This window comes from Celeribacter halophilus, assembly GCF_018860305.1.
GTDB lineage: Bacteria > Pseudomonadota > Alphaproteobacteria > Rhodobacterales > Rhodobacteraceae > Celeribacter > Celeribacter halophilus_A.
Genome location: NZ_JAHKPE010000020.1, coordinates 1 through 23220, shown reverse-complemented (window position 1 = coordinate 23220; position 23220 = coordinate 1). Strand labels below are relative to the sequence as shown.

Annotated in this window: 24 protein-coding genes and 1 pseudogene; 4 read left to right on the top strand and 21 right to left on the bottom strand. The window is 53.3% G+C overall.

The features are described 5' to 3' along the window. Window positions 1–34: 34 nt before the first annotated feature. The 9 genes from KO492_RS07420 to KO492_RS07380 form a co-directional block, all read right to left on the bottom strand. The gene (locus tag KO492_RS07420; RefSeq protein ID WP_216044377.1) at window positions 35–1120 is read right to left on the bottom strand and encodes an ABC transporter ATP-binding protein; all 1086 of its coding nucleotides are present in this window, start codon (window positions 1118–1120) and stop codon (window positions 35–37) included. After that, complete coding sequence (locus tag KO492_RS07415; protein WP_216044376.1) at window positions 1117–1917, bottom strand: ABC transporter permease; 801 nt, start codon at window positions 1915–1917, stop codon at window positions 1117–1119. The genes KO492_RS07420 and KO492_RS07415 overlap by 4 nt, the downstream gene beginning before the upstream one ends. Before the next feature lies 1 nt (window position 1918). Further along, entirely contained in the window at window positions 1919–2776 is an 858-nt protein-coding gene (locus KO492_RS07410; RefSeq protein WP_216044375.1) for an ABC transporter permease, read from the bottom strand. A gap of 66 nt (window positions 2777–2842) precedes the next feature. Next, entirely contained in the window at window positions 2843–3850 is a 1008-nt protein-coding gene (locus tag KO492_RS07405; protein WP_216044374.1) for an ABC transporter substrate-binding protein, read from the bottom strand. An 81-nt stretch (window positions 3851–3931) separates the two neighbouring features. Then, window positions 3932–5398, bottom strand: a complete 1467-nt coding sequence (locus KO492_RS07400) for an aldehyde dehydrogenase (protein WP_216044373.1) — start codon at window positions 5396–5398, stop codon at window positions 3932–3934. A 9-nt stretch (window positions 5399–5407) separates the two neighbouring features. After that, window positions 5408–6445: an LLM class flavin-dependent oxidoreductase gene (locus KO492_RS07395; RefSeq protein ID WP_216044372.1), complete on the bottom strand. Its 1038-nt coding sequence runs from the start codon at window positions 6443–6445 to the stop codon at window positions 5408–5410. Between the two features lie 5 nt (window positions 6446–6450). Next, a complete protein-coding gene (locus tag KO492_RS18785; RefSeq protein ID WP_216044371.1) occupies window positions 6451–7371 on the bottom strand; it encodes a flavin reductase family protein in 921 nt (306 codons plus the stop codon). Then, window positions 7368–8180: an alpha/beta fold hydrolase gene (locus KO492_RS07385; protein ID WP_216044370.1), complete on the bottom strand. Its 813-nt coding sequence runs from the start codon at window positions 8178–8180 to the stop codon at window positions 7368–7370. Before KO492_RS07385 ends, KO492_RS18785 begins: the two co-directional genes overlap by 4 nt. Beyond that, window positions 8152–8754 carry an amino acid synthesis family protein gene (locus KO492_RS07380; protein ID WP_216044392.1) on the bottom strand — a complete coding sequence of 201 codons (603 nt, stop codon included), beginning with the start codon at window positions 8752–8754 and terminating at the stop codon, window positions 8152–8154. The genes KO492_RS07385 and KO492_RS07380 overlap by 29 nt, the downstream gene beginning before the upstream one ends. Before the next feature lie 218 nt (window positions 8755–8972). Between KO492_RS07380 and KO492_RS07375 the strand changes: the two genes are divergently transcribed. From KO492_RS07375 to KO492_RS07365, 3 genes are all read left to right on the top strand, one after another. Then, window positions 8973–9281 (top strand): DUF1330 domain-containing protein, encoded by a 309-nt coding sequence (locus KO492_RS07375; RefSeq protein ID WP_216044369.1) that lies wholly within the window; start codon window positions 8973–8975, stop codon window positions 9279–9281. A gap of 24 nt (window positions 9282–9305) precedes the next feature. Further along, a complete protein-coding gene (locus KO492_RS07370; protein WP_216044368.1) occupies window positions 9306–9692 on the top strand; it encodes a carboxymuconolactone decarboxylase family protein in 387 nt (128 codons plus the stop codon). 926 nt (window positions 9693–10618) lie between these two features. Further along, window positions 10619–11842 (top strand): bifunctional alpha/beta hydrolase/OsmC family protein, encoded by a 1224-nt coding sequence (locus KO492_RS07365; RefSeq protein ID WP_216044367.1) that lies wholly within the window; start codon window positions 10619–10621, stop codon window positions 11840–11842. A 468-nt stretch (window positions 11843–12310) separates the two neighbouring features. Here KO492_RS07365 and KO492_RS07360 read toward each other — a convergent pair whose 3' ends face one another. The 6 genes from KO492_RS07360 to KO492_RS07335 are packed head-to-tail and all read right to left on the bottom strand — an operon-like array spanning window position 12311 to window position 16862. Next, a complete protein-coding gene (locus tag KO492_RS07360; RefSeq protein WP_216044366.1) occupies window positions 12311–13078 on the bottom strand; it encodes an ABC transporter ATP-binding protein in 768 nt (255 codons plus the stop codon). Next, a complete protein-coding gene (gene rutD, locus KO492_RS07355; protein ID WP_216044365.1) occupies window positions 13075–13887 on the bottom strand; it encodes a pyrimidine utilization protein D in 813 nt (270 codons plus the stop codon). Before rutD ends, KO492_RS07360 begins: the two co-directional genes overlap by 4 nt. Window positions 13888–13897: 10 nt before the next feature. Next, window positions 13898–14737, bottom strand: a complete 840-nt coding sequence (locus KO492_RS07350; RefSeq protein ID WP_252735429.1) for an ABC transporter permease — start codon at window positions 14735–14737, stop codon at window positions 13898–13900. Then, window positions 14734–15126 (bottom strand): pyrimidine utilization protein C, encoded by a 393-nt coding sequence (gene rutC, locus KO492_RS07345; RefSeq protein WP_216044364.1) that lies wholly within the window; start codon window positions 15124–15126, stop codon window positions 14734–14736. Before rutC ends, KO492_RS07350 begins: the two co-directional genes overlap by 4 nt. Next, entirely contained in the window at window positions 15123–15857 is a 735-nt protein-coding gene (locus KO492_RS07340; RefSeq protein ID WP_252735428.1) for an isochorismatase family protein, read from the bottom strand. Before KO492_RS07340 ends, rutC begins: the two co-directional genes overlap by 4 nt. Before the next feature lie 3 nt (window positions 15858–15860). Continuing rightward, a complete protein-coding gene (locus KO492_RS07335) occupies window positions 15861–16862 on the bottom strand; it encodes an ABC transporter substrate-binding protein (RefSeq protein ID WP_066598798.1) in 1002 nt (333 codons plus the stop codon). Window positions 16863–16980: 118 nt separating this feature from the next. Here KO492_RS07335 and KO492_RS07330 point away from each other — a divergent pair, with 118 nt between their 5' ends. Further along, on the top strand, window positions 16981–17892 hold the full coding sequence (locus KO492_RS07330; protein WP_074914239.1) for a LysR family transcriptional regulator: 912 nt from the start codon (window positions 16981–16983) through the stop codon (window positions 17890–17892). Window positions 17893–18504: 612 nt separating this feature from the next. Here KO492_RS07330 and KO492_RS07325 read toward each other — a convergent pair. The 6 genes and pseudogenes from KO492_RS07325 to KO492_RS07305 form a co-directional block, all read right to left on the bottom strand. Next, window positions 18505–18957, bottom strand: coding sequence for an FGGY-family carbohydrate kinase (locus KO492_RS07325; protein ID WP_303578361.1), 453 nt, complete (start codon window positions 18955–18957; stop codon window positions 18505–18507). An 11-nt stretch (window positions 18958–18968) separates the two neighbouring features. Next, window positions 18969–19925: an FGGY family carbohydrate kinase gene (locus KO492_RS07320; protein WP_216044363.1), complete on the bottom strand. Its 957-nt coding sequence runs from the start codon at window positions 19923–19925 to the stop codon at window positions 18969–18971. Window positions 19926–19936: 11 nt separating this feature from the next. After that, a complete protein-coding gene (locus KO492_RS07315) occupies window positions 19937–21136 on the bottom strand; it encodes an NAD(P)/FAD-dependent oxidoreductase (protein WP_216044362.1) in 1200 nt (399 codons plus the stop codon). Beyond that, on the bottom strand, window positions 21129–21365 hold the full coding sequence (locus KO492_RS18780; protein ID WP_289847574.1) for a (2Fe-2S)-binding protein: 237 nt from the start codon (window positions 21363–21365) through the stop codon (window positions 21129–21131). The genes KO492_RS07315 and KO492_RS18780 overlap by 8 nt, the downstream gene beginning before the upstream one ends. Before the next feature lie 78 nt (window positions 21366–21443). Then, window positions 21444–21977: pseudogene (locus KO492_RS18775) on the bottom strand (NAD(P)/FAD-dependent oxidoreductase); the annotation flags it as partial. Window positions 21978–22003: 26 nt separating this feature from the next. After that, window positions 22004–23154 (bottom strand): IS3 family transposase gene (locus tag KO492_RS07305; protein WP_436835698.1). Its coding sequence is split into 2 segments (ribosomal slippage): window positions 22004–22905 and window positions 22905–23154, totalling 1152 coding nucleotides; the frame shifts between segments, so codons are not numbered across the junction. Window positions 23155–23220 lie beyond the last annotated feature (66 nt).

Genomic DNA, 23220 nt, shown 5'->3' with positions numbered 1-23220 from the left:
CCCCCGCCTTTTACAGAATAATATCTGTTAGGAGTCATGTTTTGACGAAAACGTGCGCATCCTCACAGTTCCAGTTTACATAGAGATTATCTCCACGCGAGATTCCCTGGATCAATGAGTGACCGAAGTTTAAGCGGATATTGAGCGGTTCTCCCCAACTCGTCATAGCCTCAACCGAAGTACAGTCGCCAAGGAATGAAATATCGCTCACACTCACCGGAAGAGAGGCCCCTTCCCCGCCCGCTGTGGTAGCCAAATCAATACGTTCAGGACGCAACATCAATTCCGCTGCAGAGCCCGAAGTACCTTCACCATGAAGAGGAACACCGTTCAACTCTGTGCCGTCCGGAAAACGGAACGATGCCTTTCCATCAACCTTACCCGCAAGTGAACCAGACAGAAATGCATTGTTCCCTATAAAATCCGCAACGAAATGTGTTGCCGGATGTGCATAAAGTTCTGGCCCAGTCCCGACCTGTTCGATGCGGCCTTGATTAAAGATCGCGATTCGGTCAGATAGGCGCAGCGCTTCTTCCTGGTCGTGGGTTACATAGAGAACGGTTACGCCGGTTTCCTGATGGATACGCCGGATTTCATGCTGAATTTCCTCCCGCAACTTTTTGTCGAGCGCAGATAAAGGTTCATCCATCAACAAAACGGGTGGATCGTAAACAAGAGCACGGGCCAGAGCGACCCTTTGCTGTTGGCCGCCTGACATCTGCGCGGGCATTCGATCTTCATACCCTTCGAGACGTACCAGCTTGAGCACCTTCGCAACCCGCTCTGCAATCTCCGCCTTCGGCGTTTTGCGCACGGTTAGCGGGAAAGCGACATTGTCTGCCACGCTCATATGAGGGAACAAAGTATAGCGTTGAAATACCATACCAATGTTGCGCTTGTTGGACGGGATACCAAGAACCGACTTGCCATTTAGCAGTATGTCACCCGCAGTTGGCTCCTGAAAACCTGCAAGGATATACAATGTCGTGGACTTGCCCGATCCGGATGGCCCGAGAAAGGTCATGAACTCCCCTTGCTCAACCTTCAACTCAACATGTTCCGTCGCGACAACATCGCCGAACTCTTTGCGAATGCCGTGGATGTGCAAATAGTCGGTCATTTGGATTTTCCTTTTTTCAAAAGGGCGGACACAAGCATCAATACAAGCGTCAAACCCAGAAGGAGTGTGGATGCGGCAGCAATCACTGGTGTGAGGTCTTGTCTCAGGGTTGACCAGATGCGCACTGGCAATGTTTGCAACGTCGGGCTGGCCATAAAGATCGCGACCACGACCTCATCCCAGCTGACAAGAAAAGAGAAGATGGCAGCGGAGAAGATACCATGCTTGATGGAGGGGATGGTGACACGCCAGCGGGCCTCCCACGGGCTTGCACCGCAGAGGATTGCGGCATCTTCGATAGATTTATCGAAATTCTCTAACGCGCCCGAGATCGCAATGGCCGAAAATGGCAGAGCAAGCACAAGATGCGCGACAACAAAACCAAACAGGGTGCCACCAAGACCAAGTTTGAGAAATAGCGCATAAATTGCGACCGCAAAGACCACGACAGGCAACACCATCGGTGTCAGAAAAAAGCCGCGCAGCACTTCCTTCCCACGAAAATTATGACGGTTAAGCGCCAGAGCCGCCAAACCTCCGATCACGACTGAGAAGATCGTTACGAGAACTCCGATCTTTGCCGAAGTCCAAGCGGCTTCAATCCAGCGAGGATCTGCCAAGAGTTCTTGATACCACTTCAATGTCCAGTCGGGCGGCGGGAACTGAAGCCAGCGCGACGACCCGAAAGACAGTGCAACGATAAAGACGATGGGAAGAAGTAAAAACAGGCAGGTCAGCGCAGCAATGATGCCCAATATCCACTTCCAGGGGCCAAGTTTATCAAAGTCGAGAAGCATCTCAATGACCTCCCTGGGGCGTGTTAAACCGGATTTGCGCGGCATAGAGCAAAAACGTGATGACAAGCAGAACAAAGGCCAGCGCCCCGCCCATGCCCCAGTTCACAAGGCTTTGCACCTGTTGGGCGATAAGTTCGGCAACCATCATATTCGACGTCCCGCCCAACAGTGCAGGCGTCACGAAATACCCGAGCGACATCACAAACACCATCAAGGCACCTGACGCGACACCTGGTCGCGCGAGCGGCCAGAAAACCATTCGCAAGACCTGCAAACGTGTCGCCCCGCATAGCGCAGCCGCACGTAAGATTCCGGGGTCAATTTTGGACAAGACACCGTAAAGCGGCATCACCATGAAAGGGAGCATGATATAGACCATCCCGATGGTCACCCCTGTAAGGTTATTGACCATGGTCAATGGCTCATCAATCAAACCAAGGTCCATTAAGGTACGGTTGATCAAGCCGGTGCGTTGCAGCAGCACCATCCACGCATATGTGCGTGCCAAAAGATTGGTCCACATAGACAACAACACGAGGCCGAAAATCAAGCCGGCGATCCGTTTCGGAAACACCGCCAATCCCCATGAAAGAGGAAAAGCGATTGCAACGGTGATCACGGTTACCAGTGTAGAGACCAGAAACGTGTTGAAAAAAATGCGTAGATAGGTAGGCGTGCCGAAAAGAGTGACATAGTTTTGCAATCCCGGTTCGGGCTCTGTCACCGAACGCGTCAGCAGCATTAGCACAGGAACGAGGAAAAAACCCAGAAGTAACACCATGATCGGTGTAGTGAGCCCAGCGATCTGACGTGCCTTTTGCGACAACCTGTGCGGTTTGTGCGTATCAGTCATGGTCATTGTAATGTCCTGATATAAGGCTGCGGAGACAAATAATCTCCGCAGCAAAGCGTCCAGGAAGCAGGATTATTCGGCCTGCCATGCGTACCAGCGGTTGCCAATTTCATCACGATTTTCGGCCCAATAAGCCATATTCGCGTTGATTTGGTTCTCACTATAAGAGTCTGGCAGGGATTTGCGGATTTCAGCCTCCATCATATCCGGCGATTCCAAGTTGATCGGCGCATATCCTGTTTCGGCTGCGAATTCTGCCTGGGCCTTTGCAGAGGTTGCCGCAGCGATAAATTCCATGGCGGCGGCTTTGTTTTTCGTACCTTTGGGCACAACCAATGCATCCGCAGCCGTGATATTCTGGTCCCAACTGATGCCAACTTCCAAACCATCGGCCTCAAGCGCCGCAAGACGGCCATTCCAGAAGAACCCGATGGGGGCTTCGCCGGACGCCAGGAGTTGCTGGGATTGGGCGCCACCAGACCACCAGATAATATCCGACTTGATCGTATCGAGTTTTGCAAAGGCACGATCGAGATCCAACGGGTAAAGGTCTTCAGCCGCAACGCCATCAGCAATCAGCGCCGCTTCGATCACACCTGGCGCCGACCATTTGTAAAATGTTCGTTTTCCGGGGAATTTTTCCGTATCAAACAAATCGGTCAGTGTCGCAGGTACAGTATTGCCGAAAGCCGAAGGGTTATACCCCAAAACAAAGGAGTAATAGAAAGAGCCAACCGCATACTCCGATACAAAGCGCGGATCGAGTGCGTCTTTGTCAATCACGGAAAAATCCAATGGCTCCAAAAGCCCTTGTTCTCCTGCTTGAAGAGCATAGTCGAATTCCACGTCAACCACATCCCAGCTGACCGCATCGCTTTCGACCATCGCTTTGAGTTTACCGTAGTCGGTGGGACCGTCTTGAACGACCTTGATGCCATTCGCCTCACCAAACGGCTCGGCCCAGAATTTTGACTGTGCGTCTTGTGTAGTGCCGCCCCAGCTGGTGAAGACCATATCATCGGCCAGAACTGGAGAGGCGATAGCGACACACACGGCCGCGATCACAGATTTCAGATACATTTCAAACTCCACATGTTGGTTAGCTTTGATTTTAAGTCCCGCCTTTTAAGGCTGGCGGGTTGGAACGAAGCAGGATGCGGCTCAGCGCATGACAAAGGGATCGGGGATCGGTTCGTCGCTCGTGCGCAGCCAGACAGTTTTGACGTTTGTATAATCAAGTGCAGCCTGTAGCCCGCCTTCGCGCCCGTGTCCCGACAGGCCATGCCCGCCGAATGGCGCTATGGGGCTGACGGCGCGATAGGTATTGACCCAGACGATCCCCGCGCGAATGCCACGGATCATCCGGTGAGCGCGGGTTAAATCCCGTGTAAACACACCGGACGCGAGACCAAATGCGGTATCATTGGCTAATGTCAGGGCTTCTTCTTCCGTGTCGAAACCAACAACAGAAAGCACCGGGCCAAAAAATTCCTGCGTCAAACACGGTGCCTTCGGAGCCTCGGAGCAGTCTACAATTGTAGGCGGAAAATAAATTCCCTCACCGTCAATCGCTGCCCCTCCCGTTACGAGAGACGCACCCGCATCAACGGATTGGGACACAAGCCTGACCGCAAGTTCGCGTTGAGTTTCAGTACATAGCGGGCCGACTTCTGTTGCCATATCCAGCGGCGAACCAATCACCACAGATTCAGCTTTTTCTTTCAGCCGGCTTAAGAAATCCTCTTTGATGGAATTGGCAATCAAAAGCCGCGACCCGGCCACACAACTTTGTCCTGTTGCCGCGAAAATGCCTGAGACCTGCGCATTCACGGCGCTTTCTATGTCAGCATCCTCAAAGACAATAAACGGCGACTTGCCACCAAGCTCCAAAGACGTAGAGGCGAGATTTTCCGCAGAGTTGCGCACGATATGACGTGCAGTATCCGGCCCTCCGGTAAAAGCAATATGTGCCACCTTTGGGTGGCTGGTGAGAACCGAACCACATTCGGCCCCGAAGCCCGTAATCACATTCAAGACGCCTTTCGGAAAACCTGCCTGATCGAAAATTCGAGCAAACTCCAGCAATGGCGCCGGAGCCGTCTCGGAGGCTTTGAGAACAACTGTACACCCTGCTGCTAAGGCTGGTCCGATTTTCACGGCAGACAGAAAGAGTTGCGAATTCCACGGCACGACTGCCGCCACCACACCGATTGGTTCACGACGCAGCCAAACCTCCATATCCGGTTTGTCGATTGGCAAATGTGCGCCTTCAATCTTATCGGCGAGTCCTGCGTAATACCGATAATAGTCGGCCACATAGGCAATCTGAGCCGATGTTTCACGAATAATCTTACCAGTATCGCGCGTTTCATATTCCGCCAGACGCGACGCATTCTCGGCAATCAGATCTGCCAGCTTCATAAGCAGCTTGCCCCGTGCCGTGGGCGTCATCCCTGCCCATTCCGGTGCTCTAAACGCGGCGTCGGCTGCTTCAACCGCTGCATTCACATCCTCTTGACGCGCTTCAGGCATCAGAGCCCAGACTTTGCCTGTAGCGGGGTCACGGCTTTCGAATTGTGCTGAGCCTTTGGAAAAGACCCCGCCAATATATTGTTCGAATTCTTGCATGGGTTTTCCTCAGTTAAAGGCTGGCATGACATCAGATATGAAACGTTCGAGAGAAGCTTTTTTGCGATCAAAACTCATGCCGCTATCAATCCAGAACGAATATTCATCATAGCCCATGGCCTCATAGGTCTTGATCCGTTTGATCGCATCATCAGCTGTGCCGATAACCAAATCCCGCTGCATAGCTTCCGGCGAATAAAAGGGATGGTTCGCAATTTCTTCTTCGGTAAGCGACTGAATAAGGCCCTGCGCCACAGGCCTTTTGTTCATGAACCATGCCCCGAAGTAACAATAGAAGCGGTTTATTTCTTCAGCAGCCTTGCGTGCATCTGCGGCATCAGATGCAATATATGTATGGTTTAAAAGCATGATGTCCGGGCGAGGCACGTCGGGAAACGCCGCGCAAGCTGCTTTGAAATTGTTCATCAAATGCGTGATTTCCTCGTCGCCCTTCCACAGAGCTGTCACCTGAACATGGCAGCCATTTTTGACCGCAAATTCATGGCTGTTCGGATCACGAGCAGCGATCCAGATCGGAGGCCCGTCTTCTTGCACAGGTTTTGGAGAAGAGGTTGTCAAAGGAAAAGAATGAAATTCACCTTCGTGAGCATAATCACCTTTCCACAAGGCTTTCACGGCTGGCACCAACTCACGCATCCGCTGGCCAGCTTCCCACGCATCCATACCCGGCATTATACGTTCGTATTCGTAGCTATACGCTCCGCGCGCTATGCCCAATTCAAGACGCCCCTCGGTGATCATATCCGTCATCGCCGCCTCTCCAGCGAGACGGATCGGATGCCAAAATGGAGCGATGACCGTTCCGGTGCCGAGACGGACATTCTTTGTCTTGGTGGCGAGATCAATAAGATTGAGCATAGGGTTCGGTGAAATGGTGAAGTCCATGCTATGATGCTCGCCTGTCCACACAGCGTGCATGCCACCCGCATCCGCTATTTTGGCCAGTTCGACAAATTCATCATATAGCTTTTTTTGATCCTGCTCAGCAGAAACGCGCTCCATATGCGCAAAGAGTGAAAACCGCATTGTCGTTAACTCCCTGAATGAAGCGGTTTCACGGCACCGCTTTTTTGGTTTCCATAGTAAATTCCATACGTTCCGATCTGACTCTCAGCGATATACCGTTCCAGCATTGAAAGGATCGATGGATCGGAAACATCATCAAGAACGGCAGCACCAACAGGCACAAACGCACCGCTTGCAGGCTTCCCTTCCGTGGCATGGCAGAGCACAGAAATATGCTGACGTTTGCGCTCTACATCTTCAAACACCGAGTAGACAAAGCTCGGTTCCGCTGTGAGACCCGTTGCATCGATCAAGCGTTTGAGCGCACCGGTCGCTCCCTCCTCAGGGCGTACGGTCACTTCGGGGAGTGCTGTCCCTCCGTGCCCATCATCAAGCATGAGCAACTCGCCCTCACGTTCGATCAGCGCCGAAACAATCAGGTTCGGGCTGGAAAACAATGCGTCAGTCCCCGCGGAAGGAGAAAAATAGGCACCGCGCGCATAGCCGAGACCGGCGTGCTCGGCGACATCAAAGGCTTCAACCTGACCAATCAGAATGACATGATCCCCTGCTTCAACTACTTTATGCATTGAGCAATCGAACCATGCGCTGACGCCGTCAAATACCGGCGACCCGTAAGGACCCTCCTGCCATTCGACAGCAGCAAAGCGGTCCTCGACCTGTCGCGCAAAAGTATTCGATATATCTGTCTGGCCTTCAGAAAGCACATTGACGGCAAATCCCTTGCCCTCAACCATAGCTTCAAAATTCGAAGAAGAATTCGCCAGACATACCAACACCAACGGAGGTTCCAGTGACACGGAAGTGAAAGAATTAGCCGTGAAACCGAGCGGCGATCCGGATTTGTCTTTTGAGGTAACGACGGTGACGCCCGTCATAAAAGCGCCGAAAGCAGAGCGCAGAGCGCGGGGATCGAGCGTATTCATTGCAATTCCTTTTTCTTTACGGAACGCTTCAGCCACTCCAACAGATGACCGTTGACTACATCTGGCACAGTCAGGTTGATCATGTGTCGCTCCCCTTCGATCACAACGGCTTTGCCATCAGCGACCTGAGCAGCCATGGCATGTGCCATTTCAGCCGTAGAATTGGGGTCGCCATCACCAGTTAGAGCCAAGAACGGGCAGCTAATGTTCTTAAACAAATCAGCATAGGTTCGGTCTCCACGCGAAAATGCGGTGTAGGCAATCGAATAACCAGACACATCTACCGACCCGAGCCACTCTGCGACTAAAGTACGTGCGGCTTGATCCGCATCAGACTCTCCAAACCACCGAGTGAGCGGCGTTTCCAGATCCACTTTTCCCGCTCTCAGTTCTGCTGCACGACCCTCGACGGCAGCACGCGCCTCGGGGCTGCGGCAGAATACGCCGTTTAACAACGCAACACGCAACACGCGATCGGGATACGTCGCCGCATAACCTCCAGAAATCAACGCTCCCATAGAATGTCCGGCAAGATTTATCTGTGGAAGTTCGAGCGTATCAACCACCTTAGCAAGCCAGGCTACGAAGTCTTGCAATGTAGCACCAACAGGCAGCGGATCACTTTGCCCATGCCCAGGCATGTCGAGAGCTATGACTCGGTAGGCATTAGATAAGGCCTCAATCTGCGGTAGCCATGCCTCAGATTGCATGCCAACACCGTGGATGAGAACAATAGGCTCGCCTTGTCCTGCCTCTCGATAAGAGAACTTCGTTCCGGATTTAAACGGCCGCAGGATTGTCGACGTCATGTCCGAGATCCTTCAAGTCTTGATAGCGGTCGCCAATCCTGTGATGCGGGCGCCCTCCGATTGAAGCACCAAGCGCAATTAAAATCTCATCCGGTGCAGGAGCATCGCAGACGGAAGTTTGAATGGTGAGATAATGAGACCGTCGCCCACCATCATTCTTGTCCATCAGAGGGATCAACAGCGGCGCATTGGCCGGACCGCGCGTGTTACAGAACGAGAGGTAGGATTTTGCACCCACAGCTTCGCGGTAATAATTGCCAAAGCGAAGTGTGTGAATGAGTGCCGAAGCATGTTCCACTTCGCCGTTGAGCCCGACAATGGCCGCCTTCCCATACCCTTCAACAGCATCACCGCCACCAGCGGCATCCAGTATCATTTCGGTGAGCAGCTGCCCCAGTCCGGGCGCCTGATCATGGATCATCGGCTTGAGGTCTTCGACAAATCCCTGACCTGCCCAAGGGTTTTGGATCACGGCAATGGCAGCAATCATTTTGAGTGGCGTTTCAGCAGCCTTACCACCTTCGATCAGTGTGTTTTCAACATGCAGCAGCGTCTTACGTATCTGTGCGGGCATCAGGTTGTCCTCGTTGTAAATCTCTTGATTCACATCGTGGTATACCATAATACCGTCAGTCAATAATTAAATGGAAATTTATCCTGCATCTGATCTGCTCACGCAAAAACAAAGCAAAAGCACTCTGGTTTAGATTAAATTTTCACCAAACTCGAAGATCAGCAGAAGCTCTGTTTAGAAACATTCCAACGATCGACACATGCGTCAGGAGATACCTCATGCCGACAGCCCCTAAGGCCTATTGGATTGCTCATGTAAACGTGACAGATCCTGAGCGATATAAAGGCTATCAGAGCCTCGCTCCTCACGCGTTTCAGAAATACGGCGCCCGCTTTCTCACTCAAGGCGGAGTCACCACAATACTTGAGGGAGAGCCTTGGGATCGTAACGTTGTGATTGAATTCAAGGACAGAAAAACTGCGCTTGAATGTTACAATTCTCATGACTACCGGCAGGCTCGCGCCGAACGGAGCGGTGCTTGCCTAACCAACATCATGATCACCGATGGCATTTCGCCTGACGAGTGAACTGAATAAAAAGGGTAAAATAAAATGAGCGTTTTTGACGAAGACTTGTTTCTAAGAGGGTTGGCGCAACGCAAAAATACGCTGGGCCCCGAATATGTGGAGAAGAATCTCGCTGCCGCAGATGAATTCAGCCGCCCCTTCCAAGAGGCTATGACCGCATGGTGCTGGGGCTTTGGTTGGGGAGATAGCGTGATAGACGCGAAAACGCGCTCCATGATGAATCTGTCGATGATCGGAGCACTTGGCAAAATGCATGAATGGGAATTGCATTGCCAAGGCGCCATTAATAATGGGGTTACCAAAGAGGAATTGCGAGCGATCATTCATGTCATCGGAATTTATTGCGGCGTACCACAAGCGGTCGAATGTTTCCGCGTTGCCCGAAAGGTCATCGAAGACAATGACATGTAGCGAACACGTCAAGCCTCGCAACTATGAGAGAAACACTATCAGCTCCTGACCGAACTCGACATAGCAGCAGCTCCGCAGGCCAGAAGTTGTAGTTGCTGCAGCTAAAGCGTTTTGCTTTTTATCTGAAACAGAGACTGATAATCCGCGCCACCAACAGCCATTTATTCGGACTGGACACAGAGGCTTGAGAGACCGTGCGGTGCCCGCGGAATGTCGCAGCGCCCGCTGCCTTCGAGTGCCACCTGATGCAGACAGTTTCGGTGAGCCCGGCACACACCATTGTGCTTTGAGAAGTGAAACGCATGTTCGTGCGTGAGACATTGGTGGATCCCGAAACATTATATGTCGATTAAACCGGCATCGACGCTGTCGGGCGCCTCGGCGGACACCTTTACGCGTGTCAGTTCGACCAATTTGAACGTGTGACAACCACAGTCGAAGAGTTCCTGAAGGCGTCGGGAAAAGCCTGCAAATATACTTTCGATACTTCTTATAACGATGACGCGGGCGACCATGTCGGGGTGGTTTATCCGGCCGCGACATGAAGAATAAAAAATTAACAGCCATGGACCTTCAAATTTGCAAGGAGTTTGTTAACAGAATCTGCCCCTCGACTTAATCGGCACCAACGGTCCCGAGGTACCTACAAAACGAAAGACTGAATGTCTGTTTGCGCCCTCGAAGCGAACTTGCGGCGTCGCGGCACACCAAACTTGATCTTGCAGGCTTCGGCGCACCCCACCGGATGATCGCTCTCCAGCCCAGACCTGACTTTTCGGATATATCGCCATGCTTCGGCGCACTGCTGCTTCATGCAATATTTTACAAAACTGAAAGCCTGTGGGGTGAGTTATTTATCGCGTACAAAGTAAAAATGTGTTCGGGTTGATTGGATAGTATTGCGCCCCCTTAAAAAGGACAGAGACATGCATAGTGAAAAAATCACCTTTCCCGGCGCTGCAGACATAGAGCTTGCTGCACGATTGGACAGGCCTGAAGGGCCGGTACGCGCCGCGGCGATTCTTGCACATTGCTTTACCTGCTCCAAAGACATCGCTGCAGCCCGCCGAATTGCGGGCCGGCTTGCGGGTCTTGGCATCGCCGTTTTACGATTTGATTTCACAGGGCTTGGCCATTCTGGAGGCGAGTTCGCCAATACCAACTTTTCGTCAAACGTTGCCGACCTTTTGGCGGCAGCAGATTGGATGGCGGGGCAAAACATGCCTGCACAATTGTTGATTGGTCATTCTCTGGGCGGAGCCGCGGCACTCAAGGCCGCGCCTCAAATTGAATCCTTGCGGTCGGTGATCACCATCGGGGCTCCGGCTGAGCCGGGACATGTTGCCCACAACTTTGACGGCAAGCTGGATGAAATCCATGAAAAAGGTCATGCAATGGTCAATCTTGCGGGCCGCGAAATCGAAATTCGAAAACAGTTTCTTGACGATATCTCAAAGGCTTCTCTGGCCGATGCTTTGCCTCGGCTGGGAGCTGCGTTGTTGGTTCTACATGCCCCGCGTGACGCTATCGTCAGCATCGACAATGCCAGCACAATTTTCATGGCTGCCAAACATCCAAAAAGTTTCGTATCTCTTGATAACGCAGATCACCTTTTGCGCAGCGATACCGACGCTGAATACGCTGCCGATCTGATTTCTGCTTGGTCGTCGCGCTATCTTGATCTCCTGCCCGAGCCTGTGACCCCCGATGCGCCTGAAGGCGTGGTGCGGGTCGCTGAAGCCGAGGCCGGAGGCTTTCGTCAGGACGTTACAATCGGCGGCAAGCACCAATTGGTCGCTGATGAGCCGATCTCGATTGGCGGCACAGATCAAGGCCCCAGCCCTTACCAACTTCTGTCGGCGGCGCTCGGAGCTTGCACCACCATGACAATCAGGATGTATGCGCGCCGCAAAAAGATCACCCTATCCAACGTCGTTTGTGATGTGACCCACAACAAGTCGCATTCGAAGGATTGCGAGGGTTGCAACAAATCAGCGACAAAGGTGGATGTGTTTCATCGGCATATTAGACTTGAGGGTGACCTAACAGCAGAGGAGCGTGCCAGCCTTCTGGCTATCGCTGACAAATGCCCAGTTCACCGAACACTGCACAGTCAGGCGCAAATCGTCACCGATCTTAAAGGGGCCTAATTTTTACCTGCCGCGAATGACTGTTTCCAACCCCCAGTGTCAATCGACGCTCACGGCCCAGACCGGCCTTTGGTCGTTCCTATCGTCGCTGCATTTCAGCTTCCCCGAAGCAGACACTGCCCCATTGGCGCAGCATTTTGACGTGCGGGATGGCGGCATCGCGGACAAAGCGAGCTTTCGCAGGATGTGCGCCAACGTCCGGTCTGGTGAACTGATCAATAAAAGGTGGCTTTGGGAACAGCTCGGATAGAGTGGCTCAGCTATAGCTCCCAATGCGGAGCATCTGCCTAACTGTGTTTCTGCGGCCATTCGTTGATAGAAATATGGAACAGCAGATCCGTGTATATGAGCCTACGGCAAGACTGCCGCAAGCGCGAATTTTCATATATGCCCGACTTGCGTACGGGGTTCCTGAAACACTTTCACAGATATTTCAGAATCATACGCGCGGCAGATCGGCCAGACAGATCACGCTGCTGCTTTGCCCTGAATATCGTTCCAAATGGTAATAAACATATCATTGAAGCGCGGGTCCGACCGCAGGGCAACAGCATCTCGCGCATCTCTCGGAATATCTATCACCAGTTCCCGAATGACCGTAGAAGGCCGCTGTGACAACACAAGTACTCGATCCGCCATGGTCAGAGCCTCGCCAATATCGTGCGTGATCAGAATTGCGCTTTTCTGTTTCTCGGCGATGATCCGTGCCACATCTGTTTGCAACAATGTCCGGGTCTGGAAATCCAGCGCCGAGAATGGCTCGTCCAGCAACACCACAGCAGGATCAAAGGCCAAGGTCCGCATGATTGCCACACGCTGGCGCATTCCTCCCGATAGCGTGGCCGGTTTGGCGTTTTCAAAACCGGCCAAACCGTAAGCTTCGATCAGACGTTTCGCGACCGGATAGGATTCCGACGTAGGAACACCGCGCACTTCGAGGCCAAGAACAACATTGTCGATCACACTACGCCACGGCAGCAAAAGATCTTTCTGCAACATATAGCCCACAGATTGACCATTCTCACCACCCTCTACCGCAAAGCTACCGCGGCTTGGTTCCAGCAATCCACTTATGATGTTGAACAAAGTTGTCTTGCCGCACCCTGACGGTCCGATCAGCGCGACAATTTCACCGGCGTGCAACTCAAAGGAAATGTTATGGATAGCCTCGACAGAGCCGCCGTCCGGCGTCTGAAAGACCATTCCGACATTCTCGGCAGTCAAAATTGCAGTCATAGGGAAAGTTCCTTTGCATAGGCATCGTGAAAGCGCGCCACAGCGGCATCAAATGTGGCGGGATCTGTTTGGCTTGAGGCATGCCCGCCATGGGGTAAGAGCAAGAAATGCCCGTTGCCCAACCGGTCTGCCAGTGCTTTGCTGGCGGTCCATGGGACAAGCATGTCATCCTCTGTTGCCAAACACAGAATGGGGACGGACAGAGCCTGCAATACCATGTCAGAAGGCTCATAGTTCTGGAACGCGTCGATCCGGTCCAAAAGGTCCGCCTCAACCGGCATGTGATCAGGCGCGTGAAGGGCGTTCTGACGCAATTGCGCATCGCGATTTGAAATCCATGGAGCCGGATACAGGAAAAGCGGCTGCGCTTCGACATAGGCTTCTGCTCCACTGTCTCGCAGCAAGTTGATTCTCACAGAGAAGCATCGCTTGATGTGAGGATCCGGCGCGCCCCAGCCATTGGCGATGACAAGGCTTTGCACCATATCAGGTTCCATGAGCGCAAGTTGCAGCCCCATCATGCCTCCCACAGCATGCCCCATGATATGTGCCTCCTTCGCACCCGAAGCGGTGATGACTGCCTGCATGTCCAATGCAAAATCCGCAACTGAACGTCGTCCAACGCCTCTGGAGCTACGACCACATCCGGCATGATCATAGGTGACAACACGGAAACGCTCGCTAAGTGCCTCGATTTGTGGAGCCCAGTAGTCACAAGAACCACCAAGTCCGCTCGACAGGAGAAGCGTCTCTCCTGCCCCTCTGACCTCATAGTGCAGCCCAACGCTGCCATTATATGCGATTGGCATTGTGTGCTCCTTATCGTTTCATAAACCGGGCTTCACACCAGTCGATGGCTGCATACATGAGCAAGGCCACAACCATGAGAGCCGCGATACCAAGCCAGACCGTGTTAAGGTCATAGAGCGTGCCAGCATATGAAATCATGTAGCCAAGCCCATTGTTCGACGCGATATACTCACCCACCACGGCACCGATCAGCGCAAAGCCGACGTTGAGACGGAAGGCGGATACAATCCATGGCATCGCACCTGGCACAATCACCGTGCGCCATGTCTTGAACCGCGTGGCCCCAAGAGAGCGCATAAGTTTGACCCAATCGCTATCCACCTCGCGAGCGCCTTGCTGTGCTGCGATCATGGCAACAATAAAGGTGATCAATGTGGCCAGCGCGATTTTGGACCCAAGCCCGATACCGAACCAAATGATGACCAAGGGCGCGAGAGCGATCTTTGGCAAACCGTTCAGCGCAATCATATAGGGACGAAGTACTGCGGCTCCCATCGGCGACAGCCAAAGTGCCAACCCCAGAACCGAACCCGTCACCGTCCCGATGATAAAACCGCTGATGGCCTCAAAGGCGGTCAGAGCACTATCGCGCAGAAGTGCTCCACTGCCGATCAGTTCTACCGCTTTAGCAAAAATTCCGCTGGGGCGGCCATAGATATAGACCGCGATCCAGCCAAGACTGACGGCGATTTCCCAAAGCGCCAGCAAACCGAGCAAAAGCCCGATCTGCCACGTCAGGATTTGCATCGTGGAAGGCGTCACATCCTTCCATTTTGATCCCGCCGCGGTTTGCCCGCGTGATGAAGCCTGCCCGACCTGCGCAGAGGATACTGTGTCTGTGACACTCATGACGTCACTCTTTTATGCGCAATGGTAGCAATCTCGATTTTGGCCTCCGGTTTCACCAGGCCAACTTGAATACAATAGCGAGCGGGCTTCGTGTCCGGGAAATATTCCGCGTAGACCGCATTGATTGCGGCGTAATCGGCAAAATCCGCGACAAAAACATGGTTAAACACCACATCTTCAAACCCCGCGCCGGCCTCGGCCAGAATGCCGCGAATGGTTTCGAAAACATGGCGGGTTTGCGCCGCCGCATCGCCGGGATGGACCACCTCGTTGTTCTCATCGAAAGGGAGGATACCAGCGGTGTAGATAACATTGTCCGCTAACATGCCCGGAGAGAACGGGCCAAGGGGAGCAGCGGTGCCAGCGGGGATCAAAACACGATCATTCATGCGGTGGTTTCCTTTTGAGTGAGAGCTACATATTCGGCAAAGTCGGCACAGGTTGCGACCCAGCCAAAGAACGTCTCAATGTTGTAAATGCTTGCGGCGCGGATCATGTCGTCTCCCAGTTGGTGACAAGCGTCCTCCAAGAGTACCGCAAAGAATTCATTGTGAAATGCATCTCGAATACTGGTCTCAACGCAGACATTGGTCGCTATGCCGCAAAACACGATATTCTTGATCCCGCGTGCGCGCAGGATGGAATTGAGCTGCGTATTCCAAAAACCGGAATAGCGGGTTTTCGGCAGCAAAATGTCCTCGGGCCCGGGCGTCAGTTCATCCACCAGAGCGTAGTCCCAGCCTCCCTTGGCCAAAAGCTGACCTTTGAGTTCGGGCTTTTCGCGCATCAGCTTGAGCGCATTTGATTTATACCAGTTAGGTGAGCCTTCGCCGCCCGCCTCCTTGAGCTCTGGATCCCAGCCGTTTTGCAAGAAGACCACAGGCATCCCGAGTTGATGCGCAAGGTCAACCGTATCGGAAATGTTCTGGATCACCGAACGGGTGCCGGACACATCAAAGCCGCATAGATCAACGTAGCCGCCTTTGGTGGAATAAGCATTCTGCATATCAACGACGACAATCGCCGTTTCTTTCGGGTTCATCCCGAGAGGTTCCGGGCGGGAGTTGATCGCAGGGGCGGTTTGGTCCCCTGCGATCATTGGTGTTTGGCTATCTTTCATAGATTACGCTCCGTATTTTGCGGCCGCCGCTTCAGCAAAGCGGTTATCGACCATCTGCTCAAAGGGCAGCGCTTCAGAAATCGAGCCTCCACCCAACTCAAGCGACATGGCGCTTGCGAATTCGTCTTCGGAAATCACCGGAGTGGTCGGGATTGCGACACCGGAGGCAAAGAAGTTCGCTGCGGCACTTTCAATGATGTCTTGGTCCACTTGCGGGAAATACTCAGCACCCGTTGCCGCCAGAAGAGAATGATCAGCGTGCATCGCGGTCATTGCTTCGGCCATGGCGTTGCAGAATGCCTGAATTTCCTCCGGGTGCTCGGCAATAGCCTCTTCGGTCGCCTGAGCGGTCGTGAAAGAAGTCGGCCCAATCACGTCAGCCAGAGACAACACGGTTTCAAGTCCGAAGTCTCGCGATCCGACCGAGACATCCCATTCAAAGGCCGTTGCGACATCGGCACGGCCATCTTTTACGGCTGTCGCTTGCGCCCCAGGCGGCAATTCAAGAAAGGTGATCCCGGCCTCTTCCGGCGTCATGCCCAAAGCTTTTTTAATCGCATAAGTCGGAACCTGAATGGTTGAGGAGGGGAATTTCAGCGTTGCAATGGTTTTGCCCTTCAGGTCTTCGATCTTGGAAATCCCGGAGCCGGGCTTTGCAATTGCCCACATCGAAACCCCGCCAACGATTTTGGCGATATTCTTGATAGATGCGCCCTCACGTGTGGCGTTTACCGACATGCCTGGACTGGTAACACCAACAAGGCTGCGGCCAGACAGGATCATCGGTATCGGCAGCGCGATCCCGCCAGCCGTTTGCACATCCACATCCAGCCCGTGTTTCTTGTAAAGCCCGAGATGTCCGGCCACATAAAGCGGCGCATACATGGCCGTTCGAATGGCCTCGGAAACGGTCATGGATGTGTTTGCGAAAGCAGGCATGACCCCTGTGGAAAGGGCCGCGCCCGCAGTGAGGCCGGAAGCGATAAAAGAGCGTCTATTGAGCATGGGTTATTCCCTGATTGATGCACGGTCGTTCACTCGACCTGTTTAAGAAGCGATGCCAACCAGATTTCCCCGCTCTATTTAATTGTCAATTAAGCTTAATTCGATATATATATTTAATATGCCAATTAATAACGTTGAAATTAAGCATTTACAGGTCTTTGTAGCCGTTGCCGAGACCCAGAACTTCTCGCATGCCGCACAGGCCTGTGGGCTATCTCAATCGACTGTAAGTTTAATTATTCAGCGTCTTGAGGCAGATTTGGGCGTTCGACTAATTGATCGAACAACCCGCAAGGTCTCTCTGAGTCGTCTCGGAGAGGAGTTTTTGCCAGGTGCGCAGCGCATCATTGCTGATTTCACGCGCCAAATATCAGACATGCGCGCGTGGCAGGAAATTGAGCGCGGGCAAGTCAATATCGCCTGCGTTCCGTCCGTTGCAATTCGCCTTATTCCCAAAACCATTTACGCGTTCCGTGCGAAGCATCCCAAGATTAGCATCAAAATTTTTGAAGAACCCCGCGGGCGGTGCATGGATCTTGCACGCAAGGGGGAAGTTGATTTGGCAATTGCGAACGAGCCTCCCGACCTCTCCGATCTCGACGCTATTCCACTTTTGACAGACCGTTTCGCACTGGTCTTGCGCCGGGATCACCGGTTTGCGGAAAAAGAAACTGTATCCTGGGCGGAAGCTCGTGATGCGGGTCTTGTTATGATGGCGGCAAAAACAGGGATCCGGTTGGAACTGGAACATGGTCTTCCCGCCGGAATACTGCAAAACAAAGTATCCTATGAAGCCGTGAACCCTTCGACACTTCTATCAATGGTACGAGAAGGTATCGGCCTCGCGCCTCTTCCAAGCCTTGCATGGCCAGACCCAAGCGATCCCATTTTGACATTTCGGCCCTTGCGCAATCCTGTTGTCACACGAGAGTTGCATCTGGCATGGCGCAAAGACAGTTCACCAACACCAGCAGTCGAGGCCTTTAAAACCCAGTTAGAGAAAGAGGCATCCGACTATGTCATTACCTGACTCATATTCTGCACCTGCTTCAGATCTTGTGACGTGCAACGGGGCCCACAGCACTGTTGAAAGGTGTAGCGCCACTGCAAATTCAAATTCCCGATGGCTACACGAAATATACGATTTGTATCATCTCCATCGCCTAACACTGCCGGTCCGGCATGCGCCTCTTTTGCGCCATCAAATGCCTTCATGCAATCTTGGGAAAGATCCACGCTCGCGGCGTGAGGCCTTGTGCTCGTAGATCGCAATGCAAATCGCCCCCTGTCCAGTCGGACCGGAAGGCGAAGGAATGATCCGCTTGCTCCCGTGGTGTGCGGAAAGCCACCCTTCATTCATTCAGCAGCATAGGTGACTCTGGGCTCAAACCGGACTTGCGGCGGTGCGACACGAAAATCTTGACCTTGCAGGCTTCGGCACGACCAACCGGATGACCGGTCCCAGCCCTTCCAAGATATTCGTGCCGGGCGCAGCATGACGAAGGGCATACACTGGGAGGGCGGGAAGTGTGCATTCGCCGCAAACCGTCGGCCCTCGCCTTGGAAACGCGAAAGCGGCCATTCAGAGACTTAAGAGATTATAAAACCGTGCCGCGTCCTCCAAAAAGTGTTAAGAACACAGCTAAATTTCCGGTACGGCCCAGTTTTCTACAAGAGTGCGTGCTTTTGAGAATGCCTTGCGTGATTGCGCGTGATTGTGGGTTGGTGTGAAATGGCGCGTCGGAATGTTCAGGTTGATGGTTTCGCCCGTTGTCTCTTGGGCCAGAAGAGCAACACCCAGACTTGTTTGCTCGGAAAAATCGGCAAGCTCTACCGTTCTCTGTAAAACATCTGCCAAAAACTGACAAAACCCTGAACTTTTTGTCAGCCCCCCATCGATTTTCACCACAGATGAGACGGGGCATTTGGTTTCGATTTCATCAAGAATCTCTGCCACGCGCAGTGCAACGCCTTCGCAAACGGCTTGTGCCAAATCCTGACGGGATGTGGAGAGAGAAAGGCCCAGCCACGCGGCTTTGGCATCTTCATTCCAATGTGGGCATCCAAGTCCGGAAAGAGCGGGAACGAAGGCTATTCCTTGCTCAATCAGCGACGGTTTTGAGAAGGTTCGAGTTGGGAAAAATCGTGAATAAGTGCGGCGTCTTTAGCCCAGTTGACGGCGGAGGCTGCTGTGAAGACTCCTCCCTCCAGAGCATATTGCACAGGCTCGCCCTGCTTTTGCCAAGCAACAGTCGGAACCGCTGCGGTTGATGTGTCCGGTTTTTGTGGCCCAAGCAATGTGAGGGCAAAGGCCCCAGTGCCGAAGGTGATTTTGGTCTCGCCACGCAAGCGGCACCCATGGCCGTAGAGCGCGGCTTGTTGATCGACGATACTGCTGCTTAATCGTAGCCCGTCAATCTCCCCCAGTTCACCATTGCAATCTCCGATTTCGGGGAGTGCGACCAGTGGAACCGAGAAAATGTCACACAGCTCTTCGTCCCAACGGCAGCTGTCGAGGTTCATAAGTGATGTGCGCGAGGCTGTCGCCACATCGGTTTCGCACCTGTCGGTCAATACATCTCGGAAAAAGGCGTCTGTGGTGCCCAGGCGCAATCGCCCCTCGGTCAGCAATTGGTCCGCATTTTCAGCGTTGTGATAGCACCATGCCAGTTTTGTAGCCGAGAAATAGGGGGAAAGCCGGAGGCCGCAACGGTTCTGAACAAAGGGCGCGTGGCCCCGTTCGGCCAATAGTTGGCAGGTCCGTGATGTGCGCGTATCCTGCCAGACAATGATGCGGCTCAACGGTTGCTTGGTTTTCGTGTCCCACGCCAGACAGCTTTCGCCCTGGTTTGCCAGCCCCACCAGTTCTGCTCCCGCCAATTTTCCTGCCGCGACAGCTGATTTGATATTGTTCAGAATTTCTATCGGGTCGTGTTCCACCCAAGACGCTTGGGGATAGATCTGGCGGTGCGTCTTGGAATATATGAGCTGCGGTGCGTCCCGTTCTGAAAACAGATAGGCTGTGGTGGCACTCGTGCTTTGGTCGATGGACAACATATTCATGTCAATGTCCTTTACGAAGCAGGCGTTTGGGGCAGGGGGAGCAAGATACGGCGTTCAGGTTTTGAGGAAATCCTGTGCGTGCTCGATCCGATCACTACGTTGCCGGTATATGCATCTGACAGACGTAGCTGGAGCTTGTCAAAGGCGACGGGCGCTTTGGGAGCGGAGGGGCTGATGACTTGCGGCAAGGAAAATTTTATCACGTGCTCTGATGCGGATGCCTGTGCGGATACATCGACCGAAGTGCGCGGGGGCAAATCGCCTTGCAAACCTGCTGCGATACATTGTGCGACTTTGCGTCCTTCATTCCAGCACCAGCCTGCTGTCTCAATCCCGCGCAGGATATTGCCTGCGCAGTAGTATCTCAGTTCTCGCAGGCGACCATATTGGTCAATTTTCGGGCCTAAACTTCCGCTGTCCAGTTCAAAGCCGCTGCTGCGGAGCAAGGCGTTTTCAGGGCGGAAACCGCCGGTGAAGATGACCCCGTCGCATTGGAGTGTATGTGATCCCGACGGACCGATGACGGTTACAGCCTCAACCTCACGTTTTCCGTGAATCTGAGCGATCTGCGTTTCCAGATGCAAAGGCACGCACATAGCTTTCGGAGCAAGGGCGAAGGGAAAGCGGGCCGTGATCCGGGTATTTTCTTCTAACATCGCGACGGGTTTGACGCCGTGTGAGCGACAGGTCATCAGTGCGGAAAAGGAGACAATCTCGGTGCCCACGATAACAAGGCGCTTAAAAGGCATATGATCTGAAAAGGCGGCAAAGTTTTGCAATGTGGCCGTGTTCATCACGCCCTTGGGCTTGGTGCCCCCGACAAGGCGAGCGGAGCGCGAGGTTTCCCGTGCTCCCATTGCCAACAATACCGCCCGCCCGGTCAGGGTTTGCAGGCCCGTATCTGAAGACACTTCAATCACACCATTGGGTTTCAGCGCGGTGACGGTTGTCTCGCAACGGATGTCGACACCCGCATCCAATGCGTCTTGAGTGAGGCGACGAGCATAGGCCGGCCCGAACATCAGCCGGTTCCATTCGCGCATGCCATAGGGGGAATGCAAACAGTGGCGCGGAATGCCGCCTGCCTGTTTCTCACGTTCGACAACGAGCACCGAGCCGGTGCCAAGCCGCTTCAGTTCTATCGCGGCTGAAAGCCCCGCCGGACCGGCCCCGACAACGATGACATCAAAGTTCAGCTGTGTATCAGTCATGCTTCAGGCCCTTTTGGTCCAGCAGGCTCTGGACCGCTTGTCCACAATAAAATCCCTGACACCGCCCCATGGTTGCACGTGTGCGGCGCTTGAAACCGGCAAAGCTTTTCGGGGCGAGAGGATCGTTCAACACGGCCGTTGCTTCGCGATAAGTGACTTTTTCACAATGGCAGAGGATGCCTTGATTGCCCGCACGTTGCCAGTCTCGGGTCTGGTTTGCGGCCAGCATCTCCATCTGTGGCACGTCGGGGTCTTTGAGCGGCTGCGCCTGATGGCCAAACCCTTCCAAAAGACGTCCCACATGCGCCGCTGTTCCCAAAGCCGAGCTGAGCCCTGTCGACCGAATGGCTCCAACCGTCACCATATTGCTCTCGGGGTGGGATTTGATTTGGTAGTCTTTATGTTCGCAAGCCGGACGCAGACCGGCATAGAGGCTGGTCACTTCTTCGCTTGCAAGCGCGGGGAGAATTTCCGCACCTTTTGCGCGCAGCATTTCAAGCGTGTCGTGATCAAGGCTGGCGGTTTCGCGATCCTCTTGTTCTTCGGCTGTCGGGCCGACCAGAAGATTACCCCAAATGGTTCGACACACAACAATACCCTTGGTCGTTTCCGTGGGAACGGGCAGCAGGATATGTCGGGTCAGCCGGGCGGACATCTTGTCAAACACGACAAACTGGCCTTTGCGGGGACGGATGTTGAAAGAGCTTTGTCCAAGCAACATCTGATCCAGCTTGTCACCATAAAGCCCCGCAGCGTTGATCACATATGTCGCCTGAATATCCCCGCGCGGGGTGGTCAGTGTCCACTGTTGGCCATCAAATTGTCCACCAAGAACGGGGCAGTCGCGTTTGAATAGCCCCTAGTTTATTAGACGCCTTGCAGCTTCCGTTGTTGTTGCCTTTCAAAGTCCGCTGGTGACAACATCCCATTTTTAGCGTGCTTGCGCTTTGGGTTATAGAACATCTCGATGTAATCGAACACGTCGGATCTCGCGTCTTCTCTGGTTTTGTATGTCCTGCGACGGATACGTTCGCGTTTCAGCAGGTTGAAGAAGCTCTCGGCCACGGCATTATCATGGCAGTTTCCACGGCGGCTCATACTGTGTTCCAGATTGTGGTGTTTGAGAAACGATGCCCAATCAATACTTGTGAACTGTGAGCCTTGATCAGAATGCACCAGAACCTTGCTCGTTGGTTTGCGCCGCCAAACGGCCATGAGCAACGCCTGCAACACGAGGTCTGTTGGTTGCCGGTTTTGCATAGACCATCCCACAATACGTCGCGAAAACAGGTCGATCACGACGGCCAAATACGAGAAGCCTTCGTGGGTCTTGATGTAGGTAATATCTGTCACCCAGACGGTATTAGGGGCCGCGACATCGAATTGACGGTCCAGCGTATTGTCAACGACGACTGATGGCTTTCCACCATACTTGCCGGGGCGGCGTTTATATCCGATTTGCGCGTATATCCCAGCCAATCTGGCCAGTCGGGCCACACGGTTTGGACAACAGGTCGCACCCAAATCGCAGAGGTCGTCGTGCAGCTTGCGATAGCCGTAAATGTTGCCGCTCTCTTTCCAAGCCTCTTTGAGTAGCTTGGTCTGACGAACATCTTCCTGCGCACGATGGCTTAACGGGTTTTTAATCCATGCATAGAAACCGCTCGGATGCAGGCGCAGGCAGCGACACATAGCGCGAACCGAAAAGATCGACCGATGCTCTGCCATAAATGCGTACCTCACTTTGCATCCCTGGCGAAGTACGCGGTGGCCTTTTTTAAGATATCGCGTTCCTCGGAAACGCGAGCGAGTTCTTTCTTTAAGCGCTTGATCTCTGCCGCTTGCTCCGTGGTCTCGATGATCTGCTTGCGCGGCTTCGAAAGCTGGGCCTTCCACGTGTAAAGTGACTTGGTGCTGATCCCTAATCGCTCCGAAACTTCTGCGACCGAATACCCTCGATCCACAACCTGTGCGACCGCGTCACGCTTAAAATCATCTGTAAATCTTATCCCTGACATCACTGTCTCCTTGCTTCCAAAATTACCAAGCAAGGCGTCTACAAATCTAGCAACTGTATTTATGTT